This is a genomic window from Pseudomonas sp. SMN5 (assembly GCF_052041925.1).
Taxonomy (GTDB): domain Bacteria; phylum Pseudomonadota; class Gammaproteobacteria; order Pseudomonadales; family Pseudomonadaceae; genus Aquipseudomonas.
The window spans coordinates 26,377-49,624 of record NZ_JBKGGX010000007.1; the positions used below are offsets into that span (position 1 = coordinate 26,377).

The 23,248-nt window shown below is 61.1% G+C and carries 15 protein-coding genes and 1 pseudogene; 10 read left to right on the top strand and 6 right to left on the bottom strand.

Annotation, left to right across the window (positions count from 1 at the left end; translation table 11 throughout):
* Positions 1–148 precede the first annotated feature (148 nt).
* Positions 149–2,563, top strand: a complete 2,415-nt coding sequence (locus ACLEJR_RS08930; protein ID WP_440813366.1) for a glucose/quinate/shikimate family membrane-bound PQQ-dependent dehydrogenase — start codon at positions 149–151, stop codon at positions 2,561–2,563.
* A gap of 236 nt (positions 2,564–2,799) precedes the next feature.
* Here ACLEJR_RS08930 and purT read toward each other — a convergent pair whose 3' ends face one another.
* The 4 genes from purT to ACLEJR_RS08950 form a co-directional block, all read right to left on the bottom strand.
* Positions 2,800–3,981 carry a formate-dependent phosphoribosylglycinamide formyltransferase gene (gene purT, locus ACLEJR_RS08935; protein WP_440813367.1) on the bottom strand — a complete coding sequence of 394 codons (1,182 nt, stop codon included), beginning with the start codon at positions 3,979–3,981 and terminating at the stop codon, positions 2,800–2,802.
* A 102-nt stretch (positions 3,982–4,083) separates the two neighbouring features.
* Positions 4,084–4,551, bottom strand: a complete 468-nt coding sequence (locus ACLEJR_RS08940) for a preQ0 transporter (protein ID WP_440813370.1) — start codon at positions 4,549–4,551, stop codon at positions 4,084–4,086.
* Positions 4,552–4,780: 229 nt separating this feature from the next.
* Positions 4,781–5,566: a siderophore-interacting protein gene (locus ACLEJR_RS08945; protein ID WP_440813372.1), complete on the bottom strand. Its 786-nt coding sequence runs from the start codon at positions 5,564–5,566 to the stop codon at positions 4,781–4,783.
* Positions 5,559–6,140: a PadR family transcriptional regulator gene (locus tag ACLEJR_RS08950; RefSeq protein WP_440813373.1), complete on the bottom strand. Its 582-nt coding sequence runs from the start codon at positions 6,138–6,140 to the stop codon at positions 5,559–5,561. Before ACLEJR_RS08950 ends, ACLEJR_RS08945 begins: the two co-directional genes overlap by 8 nt.
* 422 nt (positions 6,141–6,562) lie before the next feature.
* On the opposite strand from ACLEJR_RS08950, the gene ACLEJR_RS08955 reads away from it, so the two are divergent.
* The 7 genes from ACLEJR_RS08955 to ACLEJR_RS08985 all read left to right on the top strand — a co-directional run bounded on the left by ACLEJR_RS08955 (position 6,563) and on the right by ACLEJR_RS08985 (position 14,416).
* Positions 6,563–7,048: a CS1 type fimbrial major subunit gene (locus ACLEJR_RS08955; RefSeq protein WP_440797404.1), complete on the top strand. Its 486-nt coding sequence runs from the start codon at positions 6,563–6,565 to the stop codon at positions 7,046–7,048.
* A gap of 123 nt (positions 7,049–7,171) precedes the next feature.
* The gene (locus ACLEJR_RS08960; RefSeq protein ID WP_440813374.1) at positions 7,172–9,706 is read left to right on the top strand and encodes a CS1-pili formation C-terminal domain-containing protein; all 2,535 of its coding nucleotides are present in this window, start codon (positions 7,172–7,174) and stop codon (positions 9,704–9,706) included.
* Positions 9,707–9,798: 92 nt separating this feature from the next.
* Positions 9,799–11,046 (top strand): hypothetical protein, encoded by a 1,248-nt coding sequence (locus ACLEJR_RS08965; RefSeq protein ID WP_440813377.1) that lies wholly within the window; start codon positions 9,799–9,801, stop codon positions 11,044–11,046.
* Between the two features lie 43 nt (positions 11,047–11,089).
* A complete protein-coding gene (locus tag ACLEJR_RS08970) occupies positions 11,090–12,337 on the top strand; it encodes a hypothetical protein (protein WP_440813378.1) in 1,248 nt (415 codons plus the stop codon).
* A 60-nt stretch (positions 12,338–12,397) separates the two neighbouring features.
* Positions 12,398–13,141 (top strand): molecular chaperone, encoded by a 744-nt coding sequence (locus tag ACLEJR_RS08975; protein WP_440813380.1) that lies wholly within the window; start codon positions 12,398–12,400, stop codon positions 13,139–13,141.
* A 45-nt stretch (positions 13,142–13,186) separates the two neighbouring features.
* Complete coding sequence (locus tag ACLEJR_RS08980; RefSeq protein WP_440813383.1) at positions 13,187–13,669, top strand: CS1 type fimbrial major subunit; 483 nt, start codon at positions 13,187–13,189, stop codon at positions 13,667–13,669.
* A 237-nt stretch (positions 13,670–13,906) separates the two neighbouring features.
* Entirely contained in the window at positions 13,907–14,416 is a 510-nt protein-coding gene (locus ACLEJR_RS08985) for a CS1 type fimbrial major subunit (protein ID WP_440813386.1), read from the top strand.
* A 175-nt stretch (positions 14,417–14,591) separates the two neighbouring features.
* Here ACLEJR_RS08985 and ACLEJR_RS08990 read toward each other — a convergent pair whose 3' ends face one another.
* Positions 14,592–17,699, bottom strand: a complete 3,108-nt coding sequence (locus ACLEJR_RS08990; RefSeq protein ID WP_440813389.1) for a transglycosylase domain-containing protein — start codon at positions 17,697–17,699, stop codon at positions 14,592–14,594.
* Between the two features lie 526 nt (positions 17,700–18,225).
* Between ACLEJR_RS08990 and ACLEJR_RS08995 the strand changes: the two genes are divergently transcribed.
* Positions 18,226–19,644, top strand: coding sequence for an amino acid permease (locus tag ACLEJR_RS08995; protein WP_440813390.1), 1,419 nt, complete (start codon positions 18,226–18,228; stop codon positions 19,642–19,644).
* A 152-nt stretch (positions 19,645–19,796) separates the two neighbouring features.
* Positions 19,797–20,462 (top strand): annotated as a pseudogene (locus ACLEJR_RS09000) (glycosyltransferase family 39 protein); the annotation flags it as partial.
* Positions 20,463–21,360: 898 nt separating this feature from the next.
* Here ACLEJR_RS09000 and ACLEJR_RS09005 read toward each other — a convergent pair.
* Complete coding sequence (locus tag ACLEJR_RS09005; RefSeq protein WP_440797386.1) at positions 21,361–22,980, bottom strand: FMN-binding glutamate synthase family protein; 1,620 nt, start codon at positions 22,978–22,980, stop codon at positions 21,361–21,363.
* Between the last annotated feature and the right edge of the window lie 268 nt (positions 22,981–23,248).

Sequence of the window (23,248 nt, forward strand, 5' to 3'; positions counted from 1 at the left end):
TGAATGTGCTGACGCCATCGCGAGCAGGCTCGCTCCCACAGGAATTGCAGTCACTCAATCGCTTTCAACTGAACCAAGCCCCCAAAGGATCGTCATCTACAGTGACACCTTGCGCGGGACTCCTTAAAACCTCACGGAGAATCACACTATGAGCACTGAGGGTGCTTTGAGTCGAAGCCGTCTGCTACCGAGTCTGCTCGGCATTCTGCTTCTATTGATGGGCCTGGCCCTGCTGGTCGGGGGGATCAAGCTGAGCACGCTCGGCGGCTCGCTGTATTACTTGCTGGCCGGTATCGGTCTGGCCGTGACCGGCGTACTGCTGATCATGGCCCGTCGCGCAGCCTTGGGCCTGTACGCACTGGTGCTGTTCGCCAGTACCGTGTGGGCATTGTGGGAAGTGGGCCTGGACTGGTGGCAACTGGTGCCGCGCCTGGCGATGCTGTTTGCCTTGGGCATCGTCCTGTTGCTGCCATGGTTCCGTCGTCCGCTGCTGACCGCCGACGCCTCGCCGATGGGCACCCGCGCCCTGAGCGCCGCCGTGATCATCGCCGGTATCGCCGCGCTGGCCAGCCAGTTCACCAACCCCGGTGAAATCAAAGGGCAACTGGATCGTGACAGCGTGCCGGGCATGACCAACACCGCCCCGGCAATGCCGGATGGCGACTGGAATTCCTACGGCCGCAGTGCCCATGGCGATCGTTATTCGCCGCTGGCACAGATTACCCCCCAGAACGTCAGCAAGCTGGAGCAAGCCTGGAGCTACCGCACCGGCGACCTGCCGGGGCCAGGCGATCCGGGTGAGACCACGGCGGAAAACACCCCGCTGAAGGTCAACGGCATGCTCTATGTGTGCACGCCTCACAGCCAGGTGATTGCGCTGGAACCGGAAACCGGCAAGGAAATCTGGCGTTTCGATCCGAAGCTGTCTACCCAGAAGGCAGAAAACTTCAAGGGCTGGGCCCACATGACCTGCCGAGGTGTGAGCTATCACGATGACGCCGTGTACGCTTCGGCCGAGCAGAGCCCGACCGGTACCGCCAGCACCACGCCGGCCAGCACCGTTTGCCCACGGCGGATCTTCCTGCCGACCGCCGACACCCGTCTGATCGCCTTGAACGCCGACACCGGCAAGATGTGCGAAGACTTCGGCGACAAGGGCCAGGTCGACTTGAGCGCCAATATCGGCGGCTTCAACGCGGGCGGTTACTACTCCACCTCGCCACCGGCTGTCACCCAGAACCTGGTGGTGATCGGCGGCCACGTCACCGATAACGTCTCCACCGATGAACCCAGCGGCGTGATCCGCGCCTACGACGTGCACACCGGCAAGCTGGTGTGGAACTGGGACAGCGGCAACCCGGATGACACCACGCCGATTGCCGAAGGCCAGACCTACACCCGCAACTCGCCGAACATGTGGTCCATGTTCAGCGTCGATGAAAAACTCGGCATGCTCTACCTGCCGATGGGCAACCAGACCCCCGATCAGTTCGGTGGCAATCGCACGCCGGAGTCGGAAAAATATTCCGCCGGCCTGACCGCCCTGGACATCGCCACCGGCAAGGTACGCTGGTACTTCCAGTTCACCCACCATGACCTGTGGGATATGGACGTCGGCGGTCAACCGACCCTGATGGACATGAAGACCGCCGATGGCGTCAAACCTGCGGTGCTGGCGTCTACCAAGCAGGGCAGCATCTACGTGCTGGACCGCAGCAACGGCCAGCCGATCATCCCGATCAAGGAAATCCCGGTGCCGCAAGGCGCGGTGGAAGGCGACCATACGTCGCCGACGCAACCGATGTCCGACCTGAACTTCGTGCCGCCGGTCCTCAAGGAACGCGACATGTGGGGCGTGACCCCGTTCGACCAGATGTTGTGCCGGATCGACTTCAAGTCGCTGCGTTATGAAGGCATGTTCACGCCGCCGTCGCTGCAAGGCTCTATCGTTTACCCAGGTAACTTCGGCGTGTTCGACTGGGGCGGCATCTCGGTCGATCCGGTGCGCCAGATCGCGTTCGTCAACCCGAGCTACATGGCGTTCAAGTCGAAACTGGTACCGGCTGCGGAAGTCGCCGGCGGCCCGGGTCGCAAGAGCGAGACCGAAGGCGTGCAGCCGAACAAGGGCGCGCCGTATGGCGTGATCCTCGAAGCGCTGCTTTCGCCAATGGGCCTGCCGTGCCAGGCACCGGCCTGGGGTTATGTGGCGGCTGTGGACCTGACCAACCACAAGACCCTGTGGAAGCACAAGAACGGCACCGTGCGTGACAGCTCGCCGGTTCCGATCCCGCTGAGCATGGGTGTGCCGAGCCTGGGCGGTACGTTCACCACCGCCGGTGGCGTGGCGTTCCTGAGCGGCACGCTCGACCAGTACCTGCGCGCCTACGATGTGAAAAACGGCAAGCAACTCTGGGAAGGCCGCCTGCCAGCCGGTGCCCAGACCACGCCGATGACCTACACCGGCAAGGACGGCAAGCAGTACGTGCTGGTCGTTGCAGGGGGTCATGGTTCCCTGGGGACGAAGCAGGGTGACTATGTGATTGCCTACAAACTGCCGGATTAAGCAAACCGGCGCTCATGAAAAAGGCGACACCTTTGCGGGTGTCGCCTTTTTTGTAGCTGGGTTAAAACCCCGGCTGGTGTAGCAGATGTTTTGTTGTTGCACAAACGCTTCTGTGGCGAGGGAGCTTGCTCCCGCTGGACGCGCCAGCGTCCCCTGCGATGTAGTGCCCAGACACAGGGGGCTGCTTCGCACCCCAGCGGGAGCCAAGCTCCCTCGCCACGGGACTGTGTACGGTTTTACAGTTCTATCTTCACCGCCTGGGATGCGCGGGTCGCCTTGGCACGGGCAGCTTCGATGGATTCGTCGCGGGCCAGGGCCACGCCCAGGCGGCGCTGGCCGTTGACTTCCGGTTTGCCGAACAGGCGCAGGGCGGTGTCCGGTTCGCTCAGGGCAGCGCCCAGGTTGGCGAACGCGGTCTTGGTTGATTGGCCTTCCACCAGGATCACCGCCGAGGCCGAAGGGCCGAACTGGCGAATCAGCGGGATCGGCAGGCCGAGGATTGCCCGGGCGTGCAGGGCGAACTGCGACAGGTCCTGGGAAATCAGTGTCACCAGCCCGGTGTCATGTGGGCGTGGCGAGACTTCGCTGAACCACACCTGATCGCCCTTGATGAACAGCTCGACACCGAACATCCCGCGACCGCCCAAGGCCTCGGTCACGGCCTTGGCGACGCGCTCGGACTCAGCCAGGGCCGCCGGGCTCATGGCCTGGGGCTGCCAGGACTCCTGATAATCGCCTTTTTCCTGACGATGGCCGACCGGTGCGCAGAAGGTGGTGCCGCCGGCATGACGCACGGTGAGCAGGGTGATTTCGTAGTCGAAGTCGATGAACCCCTCGATGATCACCCGACCCTTGCCGGCCCGGCCGCCTTCCTGGGCATAGTCCCAGGCTTTCTGCACGTCATCGGCACTGCGCAGCAGGCTCTGGCCCTTGCCCGAGGAACTCATGACCGGCTTGACCACGCAGGGGAAACCCAGGGTTTCGACGGCCTTGCGGTAATCCTCTACGGTGTCGGCGAAGAAGTACGGCGAGGTCGGCAGGCCCAGCTCTTCGGCGGCCAGGCGACGGATGCCTTCGCGGTTCATGGTCAACTGCGCGGCGCGGGCGGTAGGAATCACGGTGAAACCTTCGGCTTCCAGTTCCACCAGGGTCGCGGTGGCGATGGCTTCGATTTCCGGCACGATGAAGTGCGGCTTCTCGGCCTCGATCACCGCACGCAGGGCGGCGCCGTCGAGCATGTTGATCACGTGGCTGCGATGGGCCACTTGCATGGCCGGCGCGTTGGCGTAGCGATCCACGGCAATCACTTCGACACCCAGGCGCTGCAGTTCGATTACCACTTCCTTGCCCAGCTCGCCGCTGCCACACAGCAATACGCGGGTCGCGGTGGGCGACAATGGGGTTCCGATACGGGTCATCTGAAGGTCCTCAAACAGGAGCGGATCATCGAGGGTTGCACGCCGGGCGAGCTTCCCATGGGAAGAAAACGCGGCATTTTACATGAACTGCGGGGTTTGGCTTCAATTGGCCATGACCTGCCGACGTAAGCGCCAGGCCATGATCAGCCAGACAACCGTGACCCCGGCGAATTTCGAGGCCAGGGCGGTGATCACCACGCCGGGCGTGAGGGCGTCGATCAGGCCGAAGAAGATGAAGGTGTCCAGGGGGATGCTCAGGGCCGAGCTGATCCAGAGCCGGTCGTGCAACGGACGCTTGGTGATGGTGAATACCAGCCAGTCGATGCATTCGGACACGGCGAATGCCGTGGCGCTGGCCAGGGCGATGGTCGGGTCCGAGGTGACATAGGACAGCACCAGCGCCGCCAGCATCGCCACAATGGCGCCATGGCCGAAGCGGGTCTGGACCATGTCCCGCAGGATGAACACCAGCCCACCCCAGGCCGACCAGATGATGTCCAGGTGCGGTGCGGCGGAGAATGCGTAGTTGATCAGCACGACGCTGGCGATGTAGGCGGTCAGGAAAAGCATTGAGTACCTGGTTCGGCAATATTCGAACGCAAATGATAACCCCTGTGGGAGCAAAGCTTGCTCGCGATAGCGGCTTATCGGCCAACGCACATATCGACTGACTTGCCCCTGTGGCGAGGGAGCTTGCTCCCGCTGGGTCGCGCAGCGGCCCCAAAGAGCCTGCGAGCGCTACGCACTCGAGCGGGAGCAAGCTCCCTCGCCACGGGTAAGTGTTCAGTCTGTAGTGGGTTCATGGCTCGTCACTATCATCTGCCTTCCAATAACCCACCGCCTTCACAAACGCCTGATCCAGCCCTTTCTCCTCCAGCAGTACCTTGCGAATCTGCCGCGACACTCTGCTTTCGGTCGCGACCCAGGCGTAGAGCTTGCCGCCCGGCATGTCCAGATGTTGCACGGTGGTGAGCAGGCTGTCCTGGCGGCCTTCGCGCAGCACCCAGATCACGTGCACCCGCGCCGGGCTCTGGAGGAGCTGCTGCTCGGCGCCGTTCGCCACTTCCACCACCACAAGCGCCCGCCGGTTTGGCGCCAGGCCTTCGAGGCGGCGAGCGATGGCGGGCAGGGCGGTTTCGTCGCCGATCAGCAGGTAGCTGTCGAAGATGTCCGGCACGATCATCGAGCCGCGAGGCCCGCCGATGTTCAGGTATTGTCCGGGGCGGGCCTGGGCTGCCCAGGTGGCGGCCGGTCCGTCGCCGTGGAGCACGAAGTCCAGGTCCAGCTCCAAGGTTTGCAGGTCATAGCGGCGCGGAGTGTAGTCGCGCATCGCCGGCAATGGTCCCTGGTCCTTGCCGGCACTGGGGTCGAAGGATTCCAGCGCAGCGTGTTCCTCGGCGTTCTGAGGAAAGAACACCTTTACATGATCATCCGTGCCCAGGCTGACGAACCCCGCCAGTTCCGGCCCGCCCACGGTGATACGGCGCATGCGCGGGGTCAGGTCGATCACTCGCAATACTTGCAGGCGTCGGCGCTTGATCGGGTGATTGACGCGGTGAATGGTGTTTGGATCGATTTCAGTCATGGCTTGACTCCGATTCAGAAGGACGGGCGGGGCCGTCGACGATGGCTTTGACGGTGTCGTTCAGCAGAGCGCGTACCCGCAGGATTTCTTCCGGGCTCCAGCGGCCTTGATGCTTCTGCAAGGCCTGGCGAAGGTGGCCCTCCGCCTCATGGATGTCCGCCGGCCGATCCTGGTCGCGCAGGGTGCGCTTGCTGGTCTCGATGCGCATGCGCACGGCATTCAGCGCTTCGGCTTGGTCTTGCAGGAATAGACGTCCGGCATCGGTCGCGCTGTAGCATTTTTTTCCACCCTCGGCGTCGCCGCTGATCATCTTACCCATTTCAAGCTGGGTCAGGGTCGGGTAGATCACACCCGGGCTGGGGGTATAGGCGCCGTCGAACATGGACTCGATCTGGCGGATCAGCTCGTAGCCGTGGCGGGGCTTCTCGGCAATCAGCGCCAGCAGCAACAATTTCAGGTCGCCGGCAGCGAAGACCCGGGGGCCGCGGCCGCCGCGCTCGCGACCGGGAGGGCGCCGGTCGAAGCCATCGCGGTGACCGGGTTCTGGAGTGGTAGGGGAATAAAGGACTGTCATCTATCTGCTCTCTGTTCTGCATAAATAGAACTGAGATATATCTTTGACTTCAGATATATCTTCGCCTATATAGATATATCTTGTGTAAGCGATATATCTTAGTTTGTTCCTACAACAAATGAAATATGACCATAGCGCAGTCCCTTATGTTTGCGGGACGAAACCGGATGGGCGTAAGGGTATTTCAACCGCAACTAGCGGGATTGTGGGAAGTCTCTTACATTAAAAGTTACGGTTTATCGAAAATCGCGGATTTTTCGCAGTTTCGCGTGCGCGATTTACTACAAGTACAGGTGAACTTTCCTGCTTATTTTTAATTAAAGAGCGACGATCATGCAGCGGCGTTGAGGGGGCACGCCAAGTTGTATTGGGCCTGCCACTTCAACCCTTCTCTCTTTATTGCTATGAACAGGTGTTAACCCATGCTCATGAAAATCGTAACCGCCGCTTCCCTGACCGCTGCGGCCCTGAGTTCTTCGCTGGCGTTCGCCGCTGACGAGGCGCACTCGTCCATCCACATCACTGCGAACATCCCGAGCCAGCAGTTCCATGTGCAGCCAACTAACGCCGATTGGGGTAAGGATGAAACCATGACCTACAACACGGTCAGCGGCACCCTGACTTCGCTGCGTCAGACCTACAACGTGAAAAACACCGAAGGTTCGGTCAATGCCTACATCGAAGGCGGCCCGGCTTCGCTGTACAACGGCCGCGATGCGATCGCCCTGACCACGGCCTTCAACGGCGTCACTCTGACCGCCATGCCTCAGGAAGTGGTCGACGACGCCACCTCCACTCCGGGCACCCAGGCTGACATGACCATCACCCCGGCCAAGCCGCTGGCAACCCAGAACGGCCTGTACACCGCCGACATGACCGTCATCTTCGACGCCGTGCCGCGCCCGTAAGGCCGTTCGCCGCCCGGTGACGCTCACCTCGTCACTGGGCAGCAGCAGGTCGACCGGTTCTCCCCGACCGGTCGGCCTGAACCCGAAACACCCCGAAAGCTCGCTGATCATGAGAGTCCGTTGATGTTACCGATGACACCCATCGCGGGTGCGCTCGCGCTGTTGTTGTGCGCGAGTGCATTGGCCGCGCCGACTGCCCCCGGTACCACGCCGAGTAGCCTGCTGGGTCAGGCCAAGGGCCTGCCGGCGGAATTTGAAGCGCACTTCTTCGATGTACCACTGGCTGTTCGTATCGAGCTCAATCAGCAGTACCTCGGTGAAGCCATGGTGGTCTTGACGCGGGATGATCGCATTACCCTGCTTGAATTCACCGACACCCATGACAGCACGATCAAGGCCGTCGAGCGGGACCAGTGGGAGCAGACGCTCAAGCAGGGACAGGCGTTAGGCGCCTGTGAACGGAGTTGCACCGCCGGGCTGCTTGCCGTGCACTACAGCCTGGAAAACTCCCTGGTTTCGATCCTCACCCGAGATGTGGAGCGCGGCACCGAACCCTTGCGTTATCACGATCAACCCCAGGACGGCAGCCTGGGCCTGATCTTCAACAACCAACTCAATCTCAACGGTGGCCAGGAGCAGGACACAGGTGGGCGCTATGGCCTCAACGCTATTTCCAGCGTGGGCAACTGGAGCCAGTCCCTGGACCTTCAGCTCTCGCGCCTGGGTGGACCGGACGACAAGCTCTATCACGCCGTCCATGAACTCTTTACCCAACGGGAACTGGAAGGCAATTTCCTGCGCCTGGGGTATTTCACCCCTAGCTCCGATGGCTTGAACCGACAGATCCGCTCGTTCGGTGCCAACCCTGACACTGCGTTGGGCGTGATGTACGGCAGTTCCGACAGTCTGGTGATCGACAATCCGAAACCCAGCGTCTACCCCATTTATGTCACCGCCAGCCGCCAGGCGTCGGTGGAAATTTATCGCAACGGCCTGTTGATCAACACCCAGGCCGTCAGCGCCGGCTTGCAGAGCCTGGACACCCGCCCATTGCCCGGCGGCATCTATGAAGTGGAAGTGCGTCTGATCGAAGACGGGCAAACCACCGCCACCAGCCAGGAACTGGTCTACAAGCCGAACAACTGGAGCAGCACCGAGGAGCGCTGGCGCTACAACCTGTTCGCTGGCCGCGAAACCCGGCTCTGGAGCAACTGGGAAGACCAGCCCTCGGGGTTCACGACCGCGGGGGTTGGCGTCAACTACCTGCTGCATCCGCGGGTGATCCTTGGCGGCTCCACGCGCCAAGTGCAGGACAAGCTGCAGGTCGGCACGTCGATCGACTGGACCCTGGCCTCCCACACCAACCTGTACGCCAACGTCTACCACACCGAACAGTACGGCAACGGCATGGACGTGCAGGCCCTGTACAGCTACGGCCAGGGCAGCGTCGTCGCCAGCCACAACCGCAGTTGGCTGGATACCCGCAACACCTACGAGACCCTGCCGGATGGCACTCGAATTCGCCAGCGCAACGTGTTCGTCGGCCAGACCAGCAACTCGTCGCTGTCGGTCAACCATCGCCTGAGCAACAAGTCGTCGATCAACGGCCGGCTGGCCTACAGCGAGGGCAACGTCGAGGGCCTGGGCCTGGGCCTGGGCTGGACCCAGCGCGGCAAGCTGCGCGGCAGCGACGCCAACTGGCGCCTGTCGGTGTTCGACCGCCCCGGCACGTCAAGCACCAATGACCAGCGCAACCGCGGCGTGGACTTGAGCGTCAGCGTTGCCCTGGGCGGACCGGGTGAATACTGGTCGGGCAGCATCGGCACCCGCACTTCCCGCGAAGGCGACCGGGACAACAATGCATCGCTGACCTACCGCCGGGACCTTGAGGATCATGTCCTGCAAAACGTGTCTGCCACGGCGTTGGTCGACACTTATGGTGTGGGCCTGTCCAGCATGGCCAGCTTCAGCACCGAATCGCTCTACGGCGACGGCTTCCTCCAGCGCTCCTCCTATAACGACAACCTCACCGGCGGCCTGAACCTGAGCAGCACCGTGGCGGTCGGCGGCCAGAAAGCCGCCTTCACCGGCCTGCCGCATGGCCGCGGCGCGGGGATGATCGTCGACGTGGAAACCGACCTGGATGACATCGTCCTGCGCGCCGACGACTTGACCGGCGGCACCACTACCTTGCATCCGGGCCGCAACTTCGTGCCGATCACCGCCTACCGCAACAGCATGGTGACCTTCGATTTCGAGGGCGTGCACCCACCGGCGGCGAACATCGAGCCTGCACGCACCCGCTATCACTTGAACAAGGGTGGCGTGGACTACCGCAAGATCAGCGTGATGAAAACCGTGACCGTGCTTGGGCGCCTGCTGGACCCGCAGGGCGAACCGCTCAAGGGGCATCACGTGATCAACCACGCCAGCCGCGGCGTCAGCGAGGCGGACGGGTTCTTCTCCATGGAGATGAATGCTGCCTCGCCGACCCTGGAAGTGCGTTATGGCGACGAGCTGTTCTGCCGCTTCCGCCTCGACCCGGAAACCGCTACCCACGAAGGCGATGTGCTGATGATCGGCGACCTGCGCTGCACGCCGGACAGCCTGGCCGACAGCTCGCTGGCTGCGGCCCATGAGGGCCGGCAGCGCTCCTGAGTTCTCATATGGCGCGGGGAGCAGGGCGCTCCCCGCCAGAGGATTCTTCCCACAACTTGCAGGGATTCGCTTTGATGTATGAGGTTGTATAGATGAAACCCTTATCGGTAGCCGCGCGCAGCCTGGTTTCAGTGTTGTTGTTTGCTTGCGTGCCTGTTGCCAATGCCGTGAGCCGAGATATTACTGCGATATTCAGGCCTGACTCTTCGAAACCTCAGGAAAATACCTTTCTCAACACCACGCCTGTCAGTGGTTACTGTGCAAGTCATCCACAGGATTGTGGGACCGCCAGGATGTTCAGCATTCGGTTGCCCCTGACCGCCAACTCCACCGCTCCTATTCAAGCCAATCATGGAGATGTTCGCCGAGGTGCAATGTTCAAAGTGCCCACCAACTGGCGTTCAGCACAGGTCACTCATGCCGCTACGGGCGAAACTGAAGTCGTTGAAGTGCGCTTTTCCGGTTTTGGCTCGAAATATCGAATTCCTGGGGGCGTCATCGATTTGGTCGGTGGGGGCGTGATCGCTCGCGACGCTCATAGAAAGTTATGGAATGGTTCAAGCTGGGTCAACGCACCGACACCCTGCCGCTACAGTGGTGTGGGCTACCTGACCCCCAGTGACTACGAGTTTTTCTGGAAGACGCCGGTGGAGGGTGTGTGTGCCAAGAAAGCGCTTTATACGATTCCGTCCATGAACTACGCCCACCTGGATTTTGCCTATGAATTGCGCACCCCGAACCCGTTGAAGATGTCATCCGGTCGATACACGGGGACGCTGACCTATACCGTTGGACCGGGGCAGGACCTCGATCTGGGCGATGTCATGATTCCCAATGATTCGACGATCACACTCAATTTGAAGCTCGACGTCGAGCACACCCTCAAGGTCGAAGTCCCCCCCGGCGGCAATCGCGTCGAGCTGGTACCTCAGGAAGGTTGGCAATCCTGGCTCAACAGCGGGCGCAAGCCCACGCGGCTGTTTCGCGATCAACGTTTCCATATTTCCGCTTCTTCGCGCTTCAAGATGGCGCTCGAATGCCAATACCTCAGCGGCAACACCTGCGCGATCTCCGAAACCGACACCGGCCACACCGTGCCGGTGGACGTCAGCGTGACCTTGCCCGACGGCTTGACCGACGGCGCCGGGCAACCGGTCAACCGTCGACCATTGCTGCGCGACGGCAGTGGTACCGAGTTGTTCCAGCCGGGCCTGTATGTCGACCGCAGATCGGGGATGCTGCACTTCGAGGTGGCTCGAAGCGGCGTTGAAGAAATGCTCGACACCGGCGCCAAAGCCTACACCGGCAACGTCACGGTGATCTGGGATTCGGAAGTTTAAGGGCACGGATTGGCCTGCCTGAGCGAAGGACGGTGAGGGACATATGAAGCTTTTACCCATAGCAATGCGCAGCGTGGTTTCGGTGATGCTGTTGGCCGGTGCGTCGACGGCCAGTGCTGTCAGCAAGGATATCAACGCCCTGTTCAGGCCTGATCCCTCGAAACCCAATGAGAATACGTTTCGCAACACCACGCCGATTTCAGGATATTGCGCGCTGTATCCGGACGTATGCCAGCGAGAAAACATGTTCAGCCTACAGCTACCCATCGCGTTCAATTCGTCCGGACCCATCCAGGCCAACCATGGCAGCACTCGGCATGGGGCAATGTTCGATGTACCTGCAACCTGGCGTTTGGCCCAGGTGACTCATACCGATACTGGCGAAACCGAAATGGTTCAAGTCCGCATTTCCGGTATCGGTTCGCGCTATCAGCTCCCGACCAGTGTGGTAGAACTCGTTGGAGGAGGTGTAGATATCGTGACCGCTCACAACCGGTTGTGGGGCGGTTCCAGTTGGAGATATGCCCCAGCGCCTTGTCGATCCACCAATTTTGGTACCTTGAATCACCTGATTTATAACTTCTTCTGGAAGACGCCAGTCGAAGGCGTGTGCGCAAAAAAAGCCAGTTACCTGATTCCCAGCCTGTCCTACCGTCATCTGGACTTTGCCTACGAATTGCGCACCCCCAATCCTTTGAAAATGTCGTCTGGCCAGTACGTCGGGTCAGTGTCCTATGGCGTCGGCCCGGGGCAGGATTTCGATATGGGCGACGTGATGATGCCCACTGACTCGGTGATCACCCTCAATTTCAAACTGGACGTCGAGCACACCCTCAAGGTGGAGGTACCCCCTGGCGGCAACCGTGTCGAACTGGTTCCTCAGGAAGGCTGGCAAGCCTGGCTGAACAGTGGACGCAAACCGACGCGGCTGTTCCGTGACCAGCGCTTCCATATCTCGGCCTCTTCACGTTTCAAGATGGCAATCGAATGCCAGGCCGTCAGCGGCAATACCTGCGCGATTTCTGAAACCGGCACCGGCCACGCCGTGCCGGTGAACGTCAGCGTGACCTTGCCCGACGGCCTGGCAGATGCCAGCGGGCAGCCGGTGGTCCGCCGTCCGCTGTTGCGTGACGGCAGCGGCACCGAGCTGTTCCAGCCAAGTGTCTACGTCGATCGTCGGTCTGGAATGCTGCACTTCGAAGTGGCCCAAGGCAGCGTCGAGCAGATGCTGGACACCGGCGCCAAGGCTTATTCCGGCAGCGTCACGGTGATCTGGGATTCGGAAGTCTGAACGGCCCGTCGGCCAATTGTTTTTTGTGAGTTGCGTTCAATGCATGAGGTTAAGCAAGTGATGAAACAATTATGGGCATGGGTAGGGTTTTCCCTGTTTTGCGGCGCGGCCCAGGCCGGTCCGCAGATCGGTGTCGGGGTGGTCTATGACTACCTGGACGGCAACAAGACCACCTACATGAAACGGGTGTTCAACGGCGGGTCGTCTACGGCTTTCGTCAAGGTGAACATCCTGGAAATCATCTACAACGAAGACGGCACCTACAGCGAGGTGCCGCTGCAGAACCAGGCCAGTGCCCAGGCCCGGGATGGCCTGATGGCCAGCCCGGCGCGCCTGATCGTGCCGGCCAACGGGGTGCAGGGCACGCGGTTGCTGTTCATGGGCAACCGCGACAAGGAGCGTTATTTCCGCGTGCGTTTCGTGCCGGTGGTGCCGGAAGCGGAAGACGAATTCGCCGTCAGCGCCGAGGAACGCGAAGCCTATAAGAAAGAGCGCGTGGCGGCCGGGGTCAAGGTGTTGGCGGGCTACGGCACGGTGTTCTTCGTGCGGCCCAAGGACACCCGCTTCGACACCGTGATCGACGACAACGCCCAGCGCTACCAACTGCGCAACAACGGCAACAGCGTGGTGGTGATCGATGAGTTCAAGGACTGCGAGGCGAAGAAGGACAACGAATGCCGCCCGACTACCAAGCATCACGTGATGAAGGGCCGCACGTTCGCCTTCGACAAGGAAGCGGGGCGTGAGTATCGCTTCACGCTGATCGAAGGCAGCAAAACCCAGAACGTCGAGATCAAGGGCTGACGGCTGCCGCCGCCGCACCGTCGTTGACGCAAGAGGTAAATCAAAATGATCAAGACACGGCTACGCCTCCTCGCACTGACCGCCCTGGTCATGCCCTGGTCGTCGACCTGGGGGGCTGTCGAGCGGGAGACGTTCGAGCTCTACGTGACCATCCCGACGGCCGACTTCTATGTGTTGCCCCTCGACCCGCAACTGGTCCAGCGCGAACAGCGCCTGCCGTTCAGCACGGTCACTTCGCAGCTGAGCCCGTTGCGAGCCACGTATGAAGTGAAAAACAGCAACGGCTCCATTGGCGCGCGCCTCGGGGAGGAGGCCTACCTGTCCAATGGCCGTGATCGCATCGACTTGCGCGTACGGTTCAACGGCGTCGAGCTGACCCTGGATTCGACTCAGGTGGTCTCGGCTACTGAAGCCCGGCCAGGCCGCCAGGTGCCGCTGGAGATCGCCGCCGTCCCTCCCGATGACGATTACAAGCCAGGGGATTACTACGGCACGGTGCACATGGTGTTCGACGCCACCGCGCCCTAGGCGACCGGCACTCGTCGAGCCAGTACGAAACCTTCGTGACGAGGGAGCTTGCACCCATTGGGACGGTTCGACGCTTCGGGCGAAGCTGCCCGTGCTTTTTCCGGCCTTGCCGTCGCTGCGACTGCTGCGCAGTCGAGCGGGAGCAAGCTCCCTCGCCACAAGGGCAATCGGCGTCGCCGGCGCACCGATGCTGCTTCGCCGTTTCTCCAATAACGATGAAAAAAAGGAAGTTAAAACATGTTCAAGAAGTTTGTGTCCGTTACCGCTCTGGCCGCCGCGGCCTTGAGTCCTGCGCTGGCCTTGGGGGCCGATGATGCACATTCGGCCATTCATATCGAGGCGAAAATTCCGACTCAGCAGTTCCACGTGCAGCCGCGGGATCCGGAGTTTGGCAAGGATGAGTACATGTACTACGACCCCATCACCTATAAACTCACGTCTTTGCGCCACACCTTTGATGTGAAGAACACCGACGGTTCGGTCCACGCGTACATCGAGAATGCTAACCAGACAGGTGCCATCCACCTGACTAACGGCGTCGATATTGTGTCCCTGAGGGTTCTATTCAACGGTGTACCCTTGAATGACCAGCCACAGGAAGTCGTGGATGATGCCACGTCCACGCCTGGGACGCAGGCAGACATGCGTGTCGTTGTTGCAAACTCGCCTACCCGCCCCCTTTCTCCCGGCGTGTATAACGCGGACTTCACAGTAATTTTCGATGCGGTGCCTCGCGTCAATCCCTGACCTGAGGCTACCCCTGACTTGTGGCGAGGGGATTTATCCCCGCTGGGCTGCGCAGCAGCCCTGAAAGCCGACACCACGGTGGATCAGGTTGATGGCGCGCTTTTTGGGGGCAGCTGCGCAGCCCAACGGGGATAAATCCCCTCGCCACAGGGGCCTTGCACCACATTCCCGTGACTCATTGCCGCGCCACCAACGGCTTGCACTGAGTATGACTCCCCGGTTGCAAGTAAGAGGTGAGAAACGGCGCCATGCCCTTGAGCACCTGCACCGGCAAGGCCGAGGTGAATTTGAAGTTCTGTGCCGAGGCCCCCGGGACGTAGGCGGTGAGGGTGCCGAAATGGCTGTCGCCGATGTAGAACACAAAGGTGGCGGTGCGGTTGATGGATTTGGAACTGAGGATCCGTCCGCCGGCGCCGATGGCTTCGATGCGGTTGTCGCCGGTGCCGGTCTTGCCCCCCATGGCCAGCGGCGTGCCGTCGGCCAGTTTGAAACTGCCGGCCACCCGTTTCGCGGTGCCGGCATCCACCACCTGGGACAGCGCGCCGCGCAGGGCCCGGGCCACTTCCACCGGCATCACCCGCTTGCCGTTGTCCGGGTTGCTGACCAGCCGCGTTTCGTAGGGCGTGCCGACGGCAAAGTCGAGGCTGTCCACGCGCAGCGCCGGTTGCCGGATCCCGTCGTTGAGGATGGTTCCCACCAGTTCCGCCAGCGCGGCAGGGCGGTCACCGGAGCTGCCGATGGCGGTCGCCAGTGACGGCACCAGATGGTCGAACGGATAGCCGACTTGCTGCCAGCGCTGGTGAATGTCCAGGAACGCTTCGATTTCCAGCATGGTGCGGATGCGACTGTCACGGGCGCTCTTGTGCCGGCTCTTGAACAACCAGCTGTAGACCTCCTGGCGCTCGAACTGGCTGGCCTTGACGATCTGGCTGAACTTGGCGTCGGGTTTGTTCAACAGGTAGCCCATCAACCACAGGTCCAGCGGGTGCACCTTGGCGATGAAACCCTGGTCCGGCAGGTCATAGGCACCGGGGCCGTAGCTCTGGTAGAGCCGTTCCAGGCGTTCGTCGGTGAGCTTTTCACTGCTCTTGGCTGATTTGAGGTGCGAGCGCACGAACAGGTTGAAACTCTCCTGGCTGTCATTGGGAAAGAAGTACCGGTGCACGGCGGCCAGGCGGATTGCCGTGGGGTGCATGCTGTCGAGAAAGGTTTCCAGGCGCTGGGCCGTGTCCTTTTTCTGATACTTCTTCCAGAACCTGAGCAGGAACGAAGTGCCTTCGCGGTCGGCGAACTGGGCCAGGTATTCCTGGCGCCGCGGGTCCTTGTCATCCTTGAGCAGTTCGGCGCTGTTATCCGGGCCGCCATAGGTGGAATAGCGCACCAGGTCGCGCATCAGGCGGATGAAGGGCAGGTTGATCGACTCCCGCAGGGCGTCGCGCAAGGTGGGGTTGCGACCGTTGTCTTCGTTGCGGAAGTTGTGGAAGGTGTGCAGCCCGCCCCCGGTGAAAAACGCCTCGCTAGGGCTGGCTGAATAGGTGCGATCCAGCGCCGCCTCGAGCATTTTCGACAGGTCGCGGTCGCTGTTCTGAATCAGGTAATCCACGGCCCAGCGGGACAGGCGGTCCTGCTCGGCGATGTCGGCTTTCTTCAGCTCGGCCGGGGTCTGCCGGGCATAGCGATCATGCAGCTCGGCGATGATCTGCAGGTAGGTCGTGAGGACCCGCAACTTGGCGGTCGAGCCCAGCTCCAGCTTGCTGCCTTCGTTGATGTCGAAGGGCTGGTCGGTGCTGTCGGTCTGTACCCGCACCCGTGAGCCGTCCGGGGTCAGTTCCAGCAGTGTGAAGCTGTAGCGCACCTGGGTGGTGCTGGTGGGGGTCAGCAGGCGTTCTCCCATCAGGCCGATCTCGGCGGCGAACGCCGGGTCGGCCAGACGCTTGAGGTAGTCGGTGGCCTGGGCCTGCAAATCGCTTTGCAAGGTGCTGGTCGCCGACAGGTCCAGGCGATCGAGGTCGTAAAGTGGCCGATTGAGTAGTGTGGCAAGGCGACTGCGGGCAGCGCTGATGCCTTTGTTGGTTTCGATGGGCTGGATGGTCGGTTGTTGGACCCAGTCGCGGTAACTGACCTTGCTCGCCAGCGCGGCCTGGGCCATTGCACCGTCGATCACGCCGTTTTGCGCCAGCAGGCGGATGTGGCTATCGGTCAGGCTTGCCAGTTCATCGTGGCCCTTGGTCAGGTAATGGGAAGGGCGGCGCTGGGCGATCATCAACGAGAGCATTTCCCGCAGCGCGAGGCCTTTTTCCGCCATGGCCTGTGGGTCGGTGGCGGTGCTGAACAGCCGTTCATTGGCCCGGTTGAAATCGGCCCCGTACCACACCCGCAAGCCTTCGGCCATGCCATGCACTTCGCCATGCCCCGGTACGGCGGAGAGCGGCACGCTGTTGAGGTAGTCACGGATTACCCGCTGCCGCGCTTGGAGGGTCTGCGGGCCGGCCTGGTAGGCACGCACGCTGGCGGAAATCATCTGACGGATTTTCTCCGCGCCGGATACCGTCAGGCCTTCGGGAGAGTGGCGATACTTTTCCAATTGCGTCGCCAGCGTACTGCCCCCAGCGGACTGGCCCGGCAGACTCAGCAGCTTGGCCACCTGCGACCATGCCGCCATGGCGAAGCGCGGCCAATCCACCGCCGGGTTGGCCAAAGGCTGCTTGGGGTCGAGCAGGAAGCGGTTCTCGATGAACAGCAGGCTTTGCACCACCACCGGCGGGATGGCGTCGAAACTTGAATACAACTGCTGCGGGTACTTGAACTGATACACCGGGGCAGCACGGCAATCGGTGATGGTCAGCCCGGCCTGGATTTTTTCTGCGTAGGGTACGAACAGGCCTTTATCGACGTAACTCATCAGAGCCGGCGAGAAACGGGCCTGGGCCTGGATCACGTAGTCGCGCTTGAGCAGGCGCGGCAGGAACTCCCCCAGGGCGCTGTAGCCCAGCCGTCGGTCGAATGGGCCTGCACCGGGATAGACAATCGAATCGCTGGGCCCCGGTTGCACCGAGTAGCTCAGGGATGCAGCGTATTTGCTGAGCTCCCGGGACTGGAACTGCGCCGTGCGCATTTCCTTGGCCACCGCCAGGCCGACTACCACGACGATAATCAACAGCAACAACCAGAACGCCCGCCAGCCATGCCGTGCGCGGCGTTTTTTCTGGGGTGTAGGCGCTTCTTCCATACGTTCAGTCGGGACCACAGGTTTATTCGAATCGGTATGCCACAAAGCGCCCATAGTCGACTGATCCATTCAAGCAGATTGATCGGACTTGCTTGAAGCTTAGACGGTGGTTGGCGTGGGGGGAGGGAAATTGCCGGGCAACTGTTTTGCAGGGATCCGGTCAAGGTATTCCGGTCGACAGGCTCTTGTGGCGAGGGAGCTTGCTCCCGCTGGGTGGCGCAGCCGCCCTCGCTCTTTCTTAAGCCACCTGAATTGCCCAGGTACCGGTCGATGCGTCTGCTGCGCAGCCGAGCGGGAGCAAGCTCCCTCGCCACGGGGGTATGTGTTCAAGGGGGGGGCAATATCAGTCAATGGCTCTCAAAAAACAGTATTTTTTTTGGTTTTTGCCTGAATTTATTCGGTTTTACAGTGAATCTCTCTATCCTTGGCTTCCTATACTGCACGGCCCGCTGATCCTGTTCTGTTGTCCTACAGGACGGTCTGTCCACGAGACAGGCCCGGTTTCGGCAAGGTGGCAGGCTTACCCGCTTGCGCCTTGGAAACTCGGTGGTCAATCCAATAACAAGACGAGGTTGTACCTATGCCTGTCGGCAATCATCTGCCCCATGGCGAGACCGCTCAGGGTGGTCCGCTCAAACGTGAACTCGGCGAGCGGCATATCCGCCTGATGGCGCTCGGCGCCTGTATCGGTGTCGGGCTGTTCCTCGGTTCGGCCAAGGCCATTGAAATGGCCGGCCCGGCAATCATGCTTTCTTACATCATCGGTGGCCTGGCGATCCTGGTGATCATGCGCGCCCTCGGCGAAATGGCCGTGCATAACCCGGTGGCCGGTTCGTTCAGCCGTTACGCCCAGGATTATCTCGGTCCGCTGGCCGGCTTCCTGACCGGCTGGAACTACTGGTTCCTGTGGCTGGTGACCTGCGTGGCGGAAATCACCGCCGTGGCGGTGTACATGGGCATCTGGTTTCCCGATGTGCCCCGCTGGATCTGGGCCCTGGCCGCGCTGGTCAGCATGGGGTCGATCAACCTGATCGCGGTCAAGGCCTTCGGTGAATTCGAGTTCTGGTTCGCCCTGATCAAGATCGTCACCATCATCGCCATGGTCATCGGTGGCGTCGGCATCATTGCCTTCGGGTTCGGCAACGACGGCGTGGCCCTGGGCATTTCCAACCTCTGGACCCACGGGGGCTTCTTGCCCAACGGCGTGCAGGGCGTGTTGATGTCCTTGCAAATGGTGATGTTCGCCTACCTGGGCGTGGAGATGATCGGCCTGACCGCCGGTGAAGCGAAGAACCCACAGAAAACCATCCCCAACGCCATCGGCTCGGTGTTCTGGCGGATTCTGCTGTTCTACGTCGGCGCGTTGTTCGTGATCCTGTCGATCTACCCATGGAACGAAATCGGCACCCAGGGCAGCCCGTTCGTGATGACGTTCGAGCGCCTGGGCATCAAGACCGCCGCCGGCATCATCAACTTCGTGGTGATCACCGCCGCGCTGTCGTCCTGCAACGGCGGGATTTTCAGCACCGGGCGGATGCTCTACAGCCTGGCGCAGAACGGCCAGGCCCCGGCCGGCTTCGCCAAGACCTCGGCCAATGGCGTGCCGCGCCGGGCATTGCTGTTGTCCATCGCCGCATTGCTGCTGGGCGTGCTGCTCAACTACCTGGTGCCGGAAAAAGTCTTCGTCTGGGTGACCTCCATCGCCACCTTCGGCGCAATCTGGACGTGGGTGATGATCCTGCTGGCGCAGCTTAAATTCCGCAAAGGCTTGAGTGCTTCCGAGCGTGCGGCCCTGAAGTACCGGATGTGGCTGTACCCGGTCAGCTCGTACCTGGCCCTGGCATTCCTGGTGTTGGTGGTGGGGCTGATGGCCTACTTCCCGGACACGCGGGTGGCGCTGTATGTGGGGCCGGCGTTTCTGGTATTGCTGACGGTGCTGTTCTACAGCTTCAAGTTGCAGCCCCGGGATGCGTCCGCAGGCGTGGTGCGTTCGGTTTAGTGAATCAACCAAGTTGCAAGAGGGCCCCGGTCGGATGATCGGGGCTTTTTTGTTGATGGGAGTAAATGCCTTCTGCCTGTTAGTTCTTACAGTAGACCCCACCTTGACACGCACATAGATTGACCGTTCCTTGCTCTCTTGCGAGCGTGCCTATGACGACTGCCCGTGACTCAGGAAAACGACTGATCCGATTTGGAGACTGCTCAGCGTTGGTAGCGGTGATAGTCCTCGCACTGGCGGTGCGATTCCACGCAATCACAGTGCCTTCAATCTGGTATGACGAAGCTTTCAGCATACTGCTTGCCAGGCATCAGCCATCACAGATCTGGGACATTACGGCACGGGACGTTCATCCGCCTCTCTATTATCTTGTGCTGCATGTCTGGATGATGCTGTTCGGCGATGGGGCCTTGGCCGTCAGGTCACTCAGCGCATTAGCGGACGTGGGCGCTGTATTGCTGAGCATTAAATTGATGAGTCTCGTTACCACGCGCAGGGCGACCTGGATGGCGGCGCTGCTCTTGGCATTGCTTCCGATCTCGGTCCGTTACAGCCAGGAGGCGCGCATGTACACCTTGCTCGGATTTTGGTTGATGGGCGCTACGGTGGCCCTGGTGAGCTGGGTGAACGCGCCTGGGACGAAACGTTTTCCCGTTATTTACGTGCTGTTGATGACCGCAGCTTTCTACACCCACTATTTCTCCGCGCTGTGCGTACTGGTTCACTGGTTTTATGTATGGCGGGGGCGGCAAGGTGTTTTCTCAACTTCACCATCTGCGCGGTCATGGTTAATGGCCAATGTGGCTATAGTGCTGTTATACATTCCTTGGCTGCCTCATCTGTTCGACCAACTATCGCGTTCACAGTCCCTCATTATCTGGATACCGCCCATCACAGTTGACGCGTTGGTCAGCCTCGTCTGGCAGTTTGCCGTGATGAATAGTTGGGGCGAGCATTCGTTATGGTTGCGCACACTGCCGTTGGTCGGCGTCGTTGTATGTGCGGCGATACTGCTTTGGAAAAGTAACGATCAGCGGCGCTATGCCAGTCTATTGATCAGTTATTTTTTTATCCCGGTTGTCGTTCTTGCCCTGGTGGCGATCGCCGTACCGTTGTTCGCTCCTCGCTATCTGGTATTTGCTGCAGTGGGATTGCCGCTGATGGTTGCCGCCGCGCTGGACAGATTGGCTTGGAGTAAGAGCATCTTGGTGGCCTTGATAGTTGCGACGGCAGTAGAAGCACAAGGATTACAGTTGGTCTATCGACAGGCGGATGGCTTGAATGGTACCGATTATCGTCGCGATTTCAGGTTTGACACATTGGCGGCCGAGATCAAGCGAGCCGCATTACCGGGGGATGAGATCGTTTTCGAGTCCTTAGTGTGGAACCTGCCTTTCAACTACTATAACCAGACAGGTATTGAACCCAAGTTTTACATTCGCTCGTCTGTTGAAGCTTTTCTGAAGATCTCAAACCTGGGTGGCTATGCAGTGGTGCCAGGTAACCCTGGGACAGTATATTTCAACGATATCGAGGTGTTGAAACGCTCTGGATGCAGGGTTTGGTGGGTAGCCGATGGCGCTTATGTGGATGCCCAGCGGCTACTGGCCAAGGATTGGGAGCGGGCCTTCATGTTAGTTGAAGGAACAGTGGTCGCTTCGCTATTTGTCCCCAGGACGACACCAGCTCCCGCCGAGACTGGCAATCAGACCATTGCTAAGCAGCCTCCACGTCCATCGGCTCAAAACTGTCCGCCCGCGCCATCTGCCACATCCGCGAGTAAAACTCCCCATTCACCTCCCCGGTCAGCAATTCCCCCGGTTTCAAAAACACATGCAACTGCGAGAACAGCTTGATCTCGGTCGCCGACATCCGCCGCACCAGGTGCTTGGGTTGCAACTGCGATGGATGGTCGAGGCCGGCGGCGGCGAGCATTTCGGCCAGGGCCTTGAGGGTGTTGCGGTGGAAGTTGTAGACGCGCTGGGCCTTGTCCGGGACCACCAGGGCGCGTTGGCGCAAGGTGTCCTGGGTGGCGACGCCGGTGGGGCATTTGTTGGTGTGGCAGCTTTGCGATTGGATGCAGCCGATGGCGAACATGAAGCCACGGGCGGCGTTGGCCCAGTCGGCGCCGATGGCCAGGACGCTGGCGATGTCGAAGGCGCTGACGATCTTGCCGCTGGCGCCGAGCTTGATCTTGTCCCGCAGATTCAGGCCCACCAGGGTGTTGTGCACGAACAGCAGGCCCTCGCGCAACGGCACGCCGATGTGGTCGGTGAATTCCACCGGCGCCGCGCCCGTGCCGCCTTCCTTGCCGTCGACGACAATGAAATCGGGCAGGATGCCGGTCTCCAGCATGGCCTTGGCGATGCCCATGAATTCCCACGGGTGCCCCAGGCAGAACTTGAAGCCCACCGGTTTACCGCCGGACAGCTCCCGTAGCTGCTGGACGAATTGCATCAACTCCAGGGGAGTGGAGAACGCGCTGTGGCGTGACGGTGAAACGCAATCCTCGCCCATGAGAATGCCGCGGGTCTCGGCGATTTCCCGGGTGACCTTGTGCTTGGGCAGGATCCCGCCGTGGCCGGGCTTGGCGCCCTGGCTCATCTTGATTTCAATCATCCGCACCTGTGGGTTCTGTGCCTGGACGGCGAAGCGCTCCGGGTCGAAGCGCCCGTCGCTGGTGCGGCAGCCGAAGTAGCCGCTGCCCAGTTCCCAGGTCAGGTCGCCGCCGTGTTCGCGGTGATAGGGGCTGATGCTGCCCTCGCCGGTGTCGTGGGCGAAGTTGCCAAGCTTGGCGCCTTGATTCAGCGCGCGGATGGCGTTGGCGCTCAGGGAGCCGAAGCTCATGGCCGAGATGTTGAACACGGAAGCCGAATACGGTTGGGTGCATTGCGGGCCGCCGACCGTCACGCGAAAGCCGCTGGGGTCGCTCAATGGCGCCGGGCGCATGGAGTGGCCGATGAATTCGAAGCCGGTCTGGTACACGTCGATCAGGGTACCGAACGGTTTGTCGGCGCTTTCATTCTTGGCCCGGGAGTAGACCAGCGAACGTTGTGCCCGGGAAAAGGGCAGGGCGTCGCTGTCGGATTCGAGCAGGTACTGGCGGATCTCCGGGCGGATGCCTTCGACTAGGTACCGAATATTGCCCAGGATCGGATAGTTGCGCCGTACCGCGTGGCGGCTCTGGAACAGATCGAACAGCCCCAGCAGACTCAACAACCCGGTCACCAGCGTGATCGGCCAGAGCCAGTCGTGTTGCAGGAACGGCAGGCTGGCGAGGGTGAACAGCACACAGCCGGCAAAGAAGGCGTAACGGCTCAACAGCGACAGGCTCATACGGTTTCCTTGGGGTTGGACATCAGAGGGGCGCGCAGGCAAGGCATCCCGACATTCTGCGCTGGCAGCGAAACGGCGGGCAAGCCTGTGGCGAGGGGATTTTCTCCAGAGAGATACCCAACTTCTGATCGCGTATCACATGGCCGGTCCTCTGTGGCGAGGGAGCTTGCTCCCGCTGGGGTGCGAAGCAGCCCTCAAGCCAGTCGCCTCGGTGTGTGGGGGATTGCCTTCAACCTTTTGGGTCTGCTGCGCAGCCCAGCGGGAGCAA

Excerpts from the sequence above, each read along its gene's own strand:
- ACLEJR_RS08930 (WP_440813366.1), top strand. The coding sequence starts at position 149 with ATGAGCACTGAGGGTGCTTTGAGTCGAAGCCGTCTGCTACCGAGTCTG.
- purT (WP_440813367.1), bottom strand. The coding sequence starts at position 3,981 with ATGACCCGTATCGGAACCCCATTGTCGCCCACCGCGACCCGCGTATTG.
- ACLEJR_RS08940 (WP_440813370.1), bottom strand. The coding sequence starts at position 4,551 with ATGCTTTTCCTGACCGCCTACATCGCCAGCGTCGTGCTGATCAACTAC.
- ACLEJR_RS08945 (WP_440813372.1), bottom strand. The coding sequence starts at position 5,566 with ATGACTGAAATCGATCCAAACACCATTCACCGCGTCAATCACCCGATC.
- ACLEJR_RS08950 (WP_440813373.1), bottom strand. The coding sequence starts at position 6,140 with ATGACAGTCCTTTATTCCCCTACCACTCCAGAACCCGGTCACCGCGAT.
- ACLEJR_RS08955 (WP_440797404.1), top strand. The coding sequence starts at position 6,563 with ATGCTCATGAAAATCGTAACCGCCGCTTCCCTGACCGCTGCGGCCCTG.
- ACLEJR_RS08960 (WP_440813374.1), top strand. The coding sequence starts at position 7,172 with ATGTTACCGATGACACCCATCGCGGGTGCGCTCGCGCTGTTGTTGTGC.
- ACLEJR_RS08965 (WP_440813377.1), top strand. The coding sequence starts at position 9,799 with ATGAAACCCTTATCGGTAGCCGCGCGCAGCCTGGTTTCAGTGTTGTTG.
- ACLEJR_RS08970 (WP_440813378.1), top strand. The coding sequence starts at position 11,090 with ATGAAGCTTTTACCCATAGCAATGCGCAGCGTGGTTTCGGTGATGCTG.
- ACLEJR_RS08975 (WP_440813380.1), top strand. The coding sequence starts at position 12,398 with ATGAAACAATTATGGGCATGGGTAGGGTTTTCCCTGTTTTGCGGCGCG.
- ACLEJR_RS08980 (WP_440813383.1), top strand. The coding sequence starts at position 13,187 with ATGATCAAGACACGGCTACGCCTCCTCGCACTGACCGCCCTGGTCATG.
- ACLEJR_RS08985 (WP_440813386.1), top strand. The coding sequence starts at position 13,907 with ATGTTCAAGAAGTTTGTGTCCGTTACCGCTCTGGCCGCCGCGGCCTTG.
- ACLEJR_RS08990 (WP_440813389.1), bottom strand. The coding sequence starts at position 17,699 with ATGGGCGCTTTGTGGCATACCGATTCGAATAAACCTGTGGTCCCGACT.
- ACLEJR_RS08995 (WP_440813390.1), top strand. The coding sequence starts at position 18,226 with ATGCCTGTCGGCAATCATCTGCCCCATGGCGAGACCGCTCAGGGTGGT.
- ACLEJR_RS09005 (WP_440797386.1), bottom strand. The coding sequence starts at position 22,980 with ATGAGCCTGTCGCTGTTGAGCCGTTACGCCTTCTTTGCCGGCTGTGTG.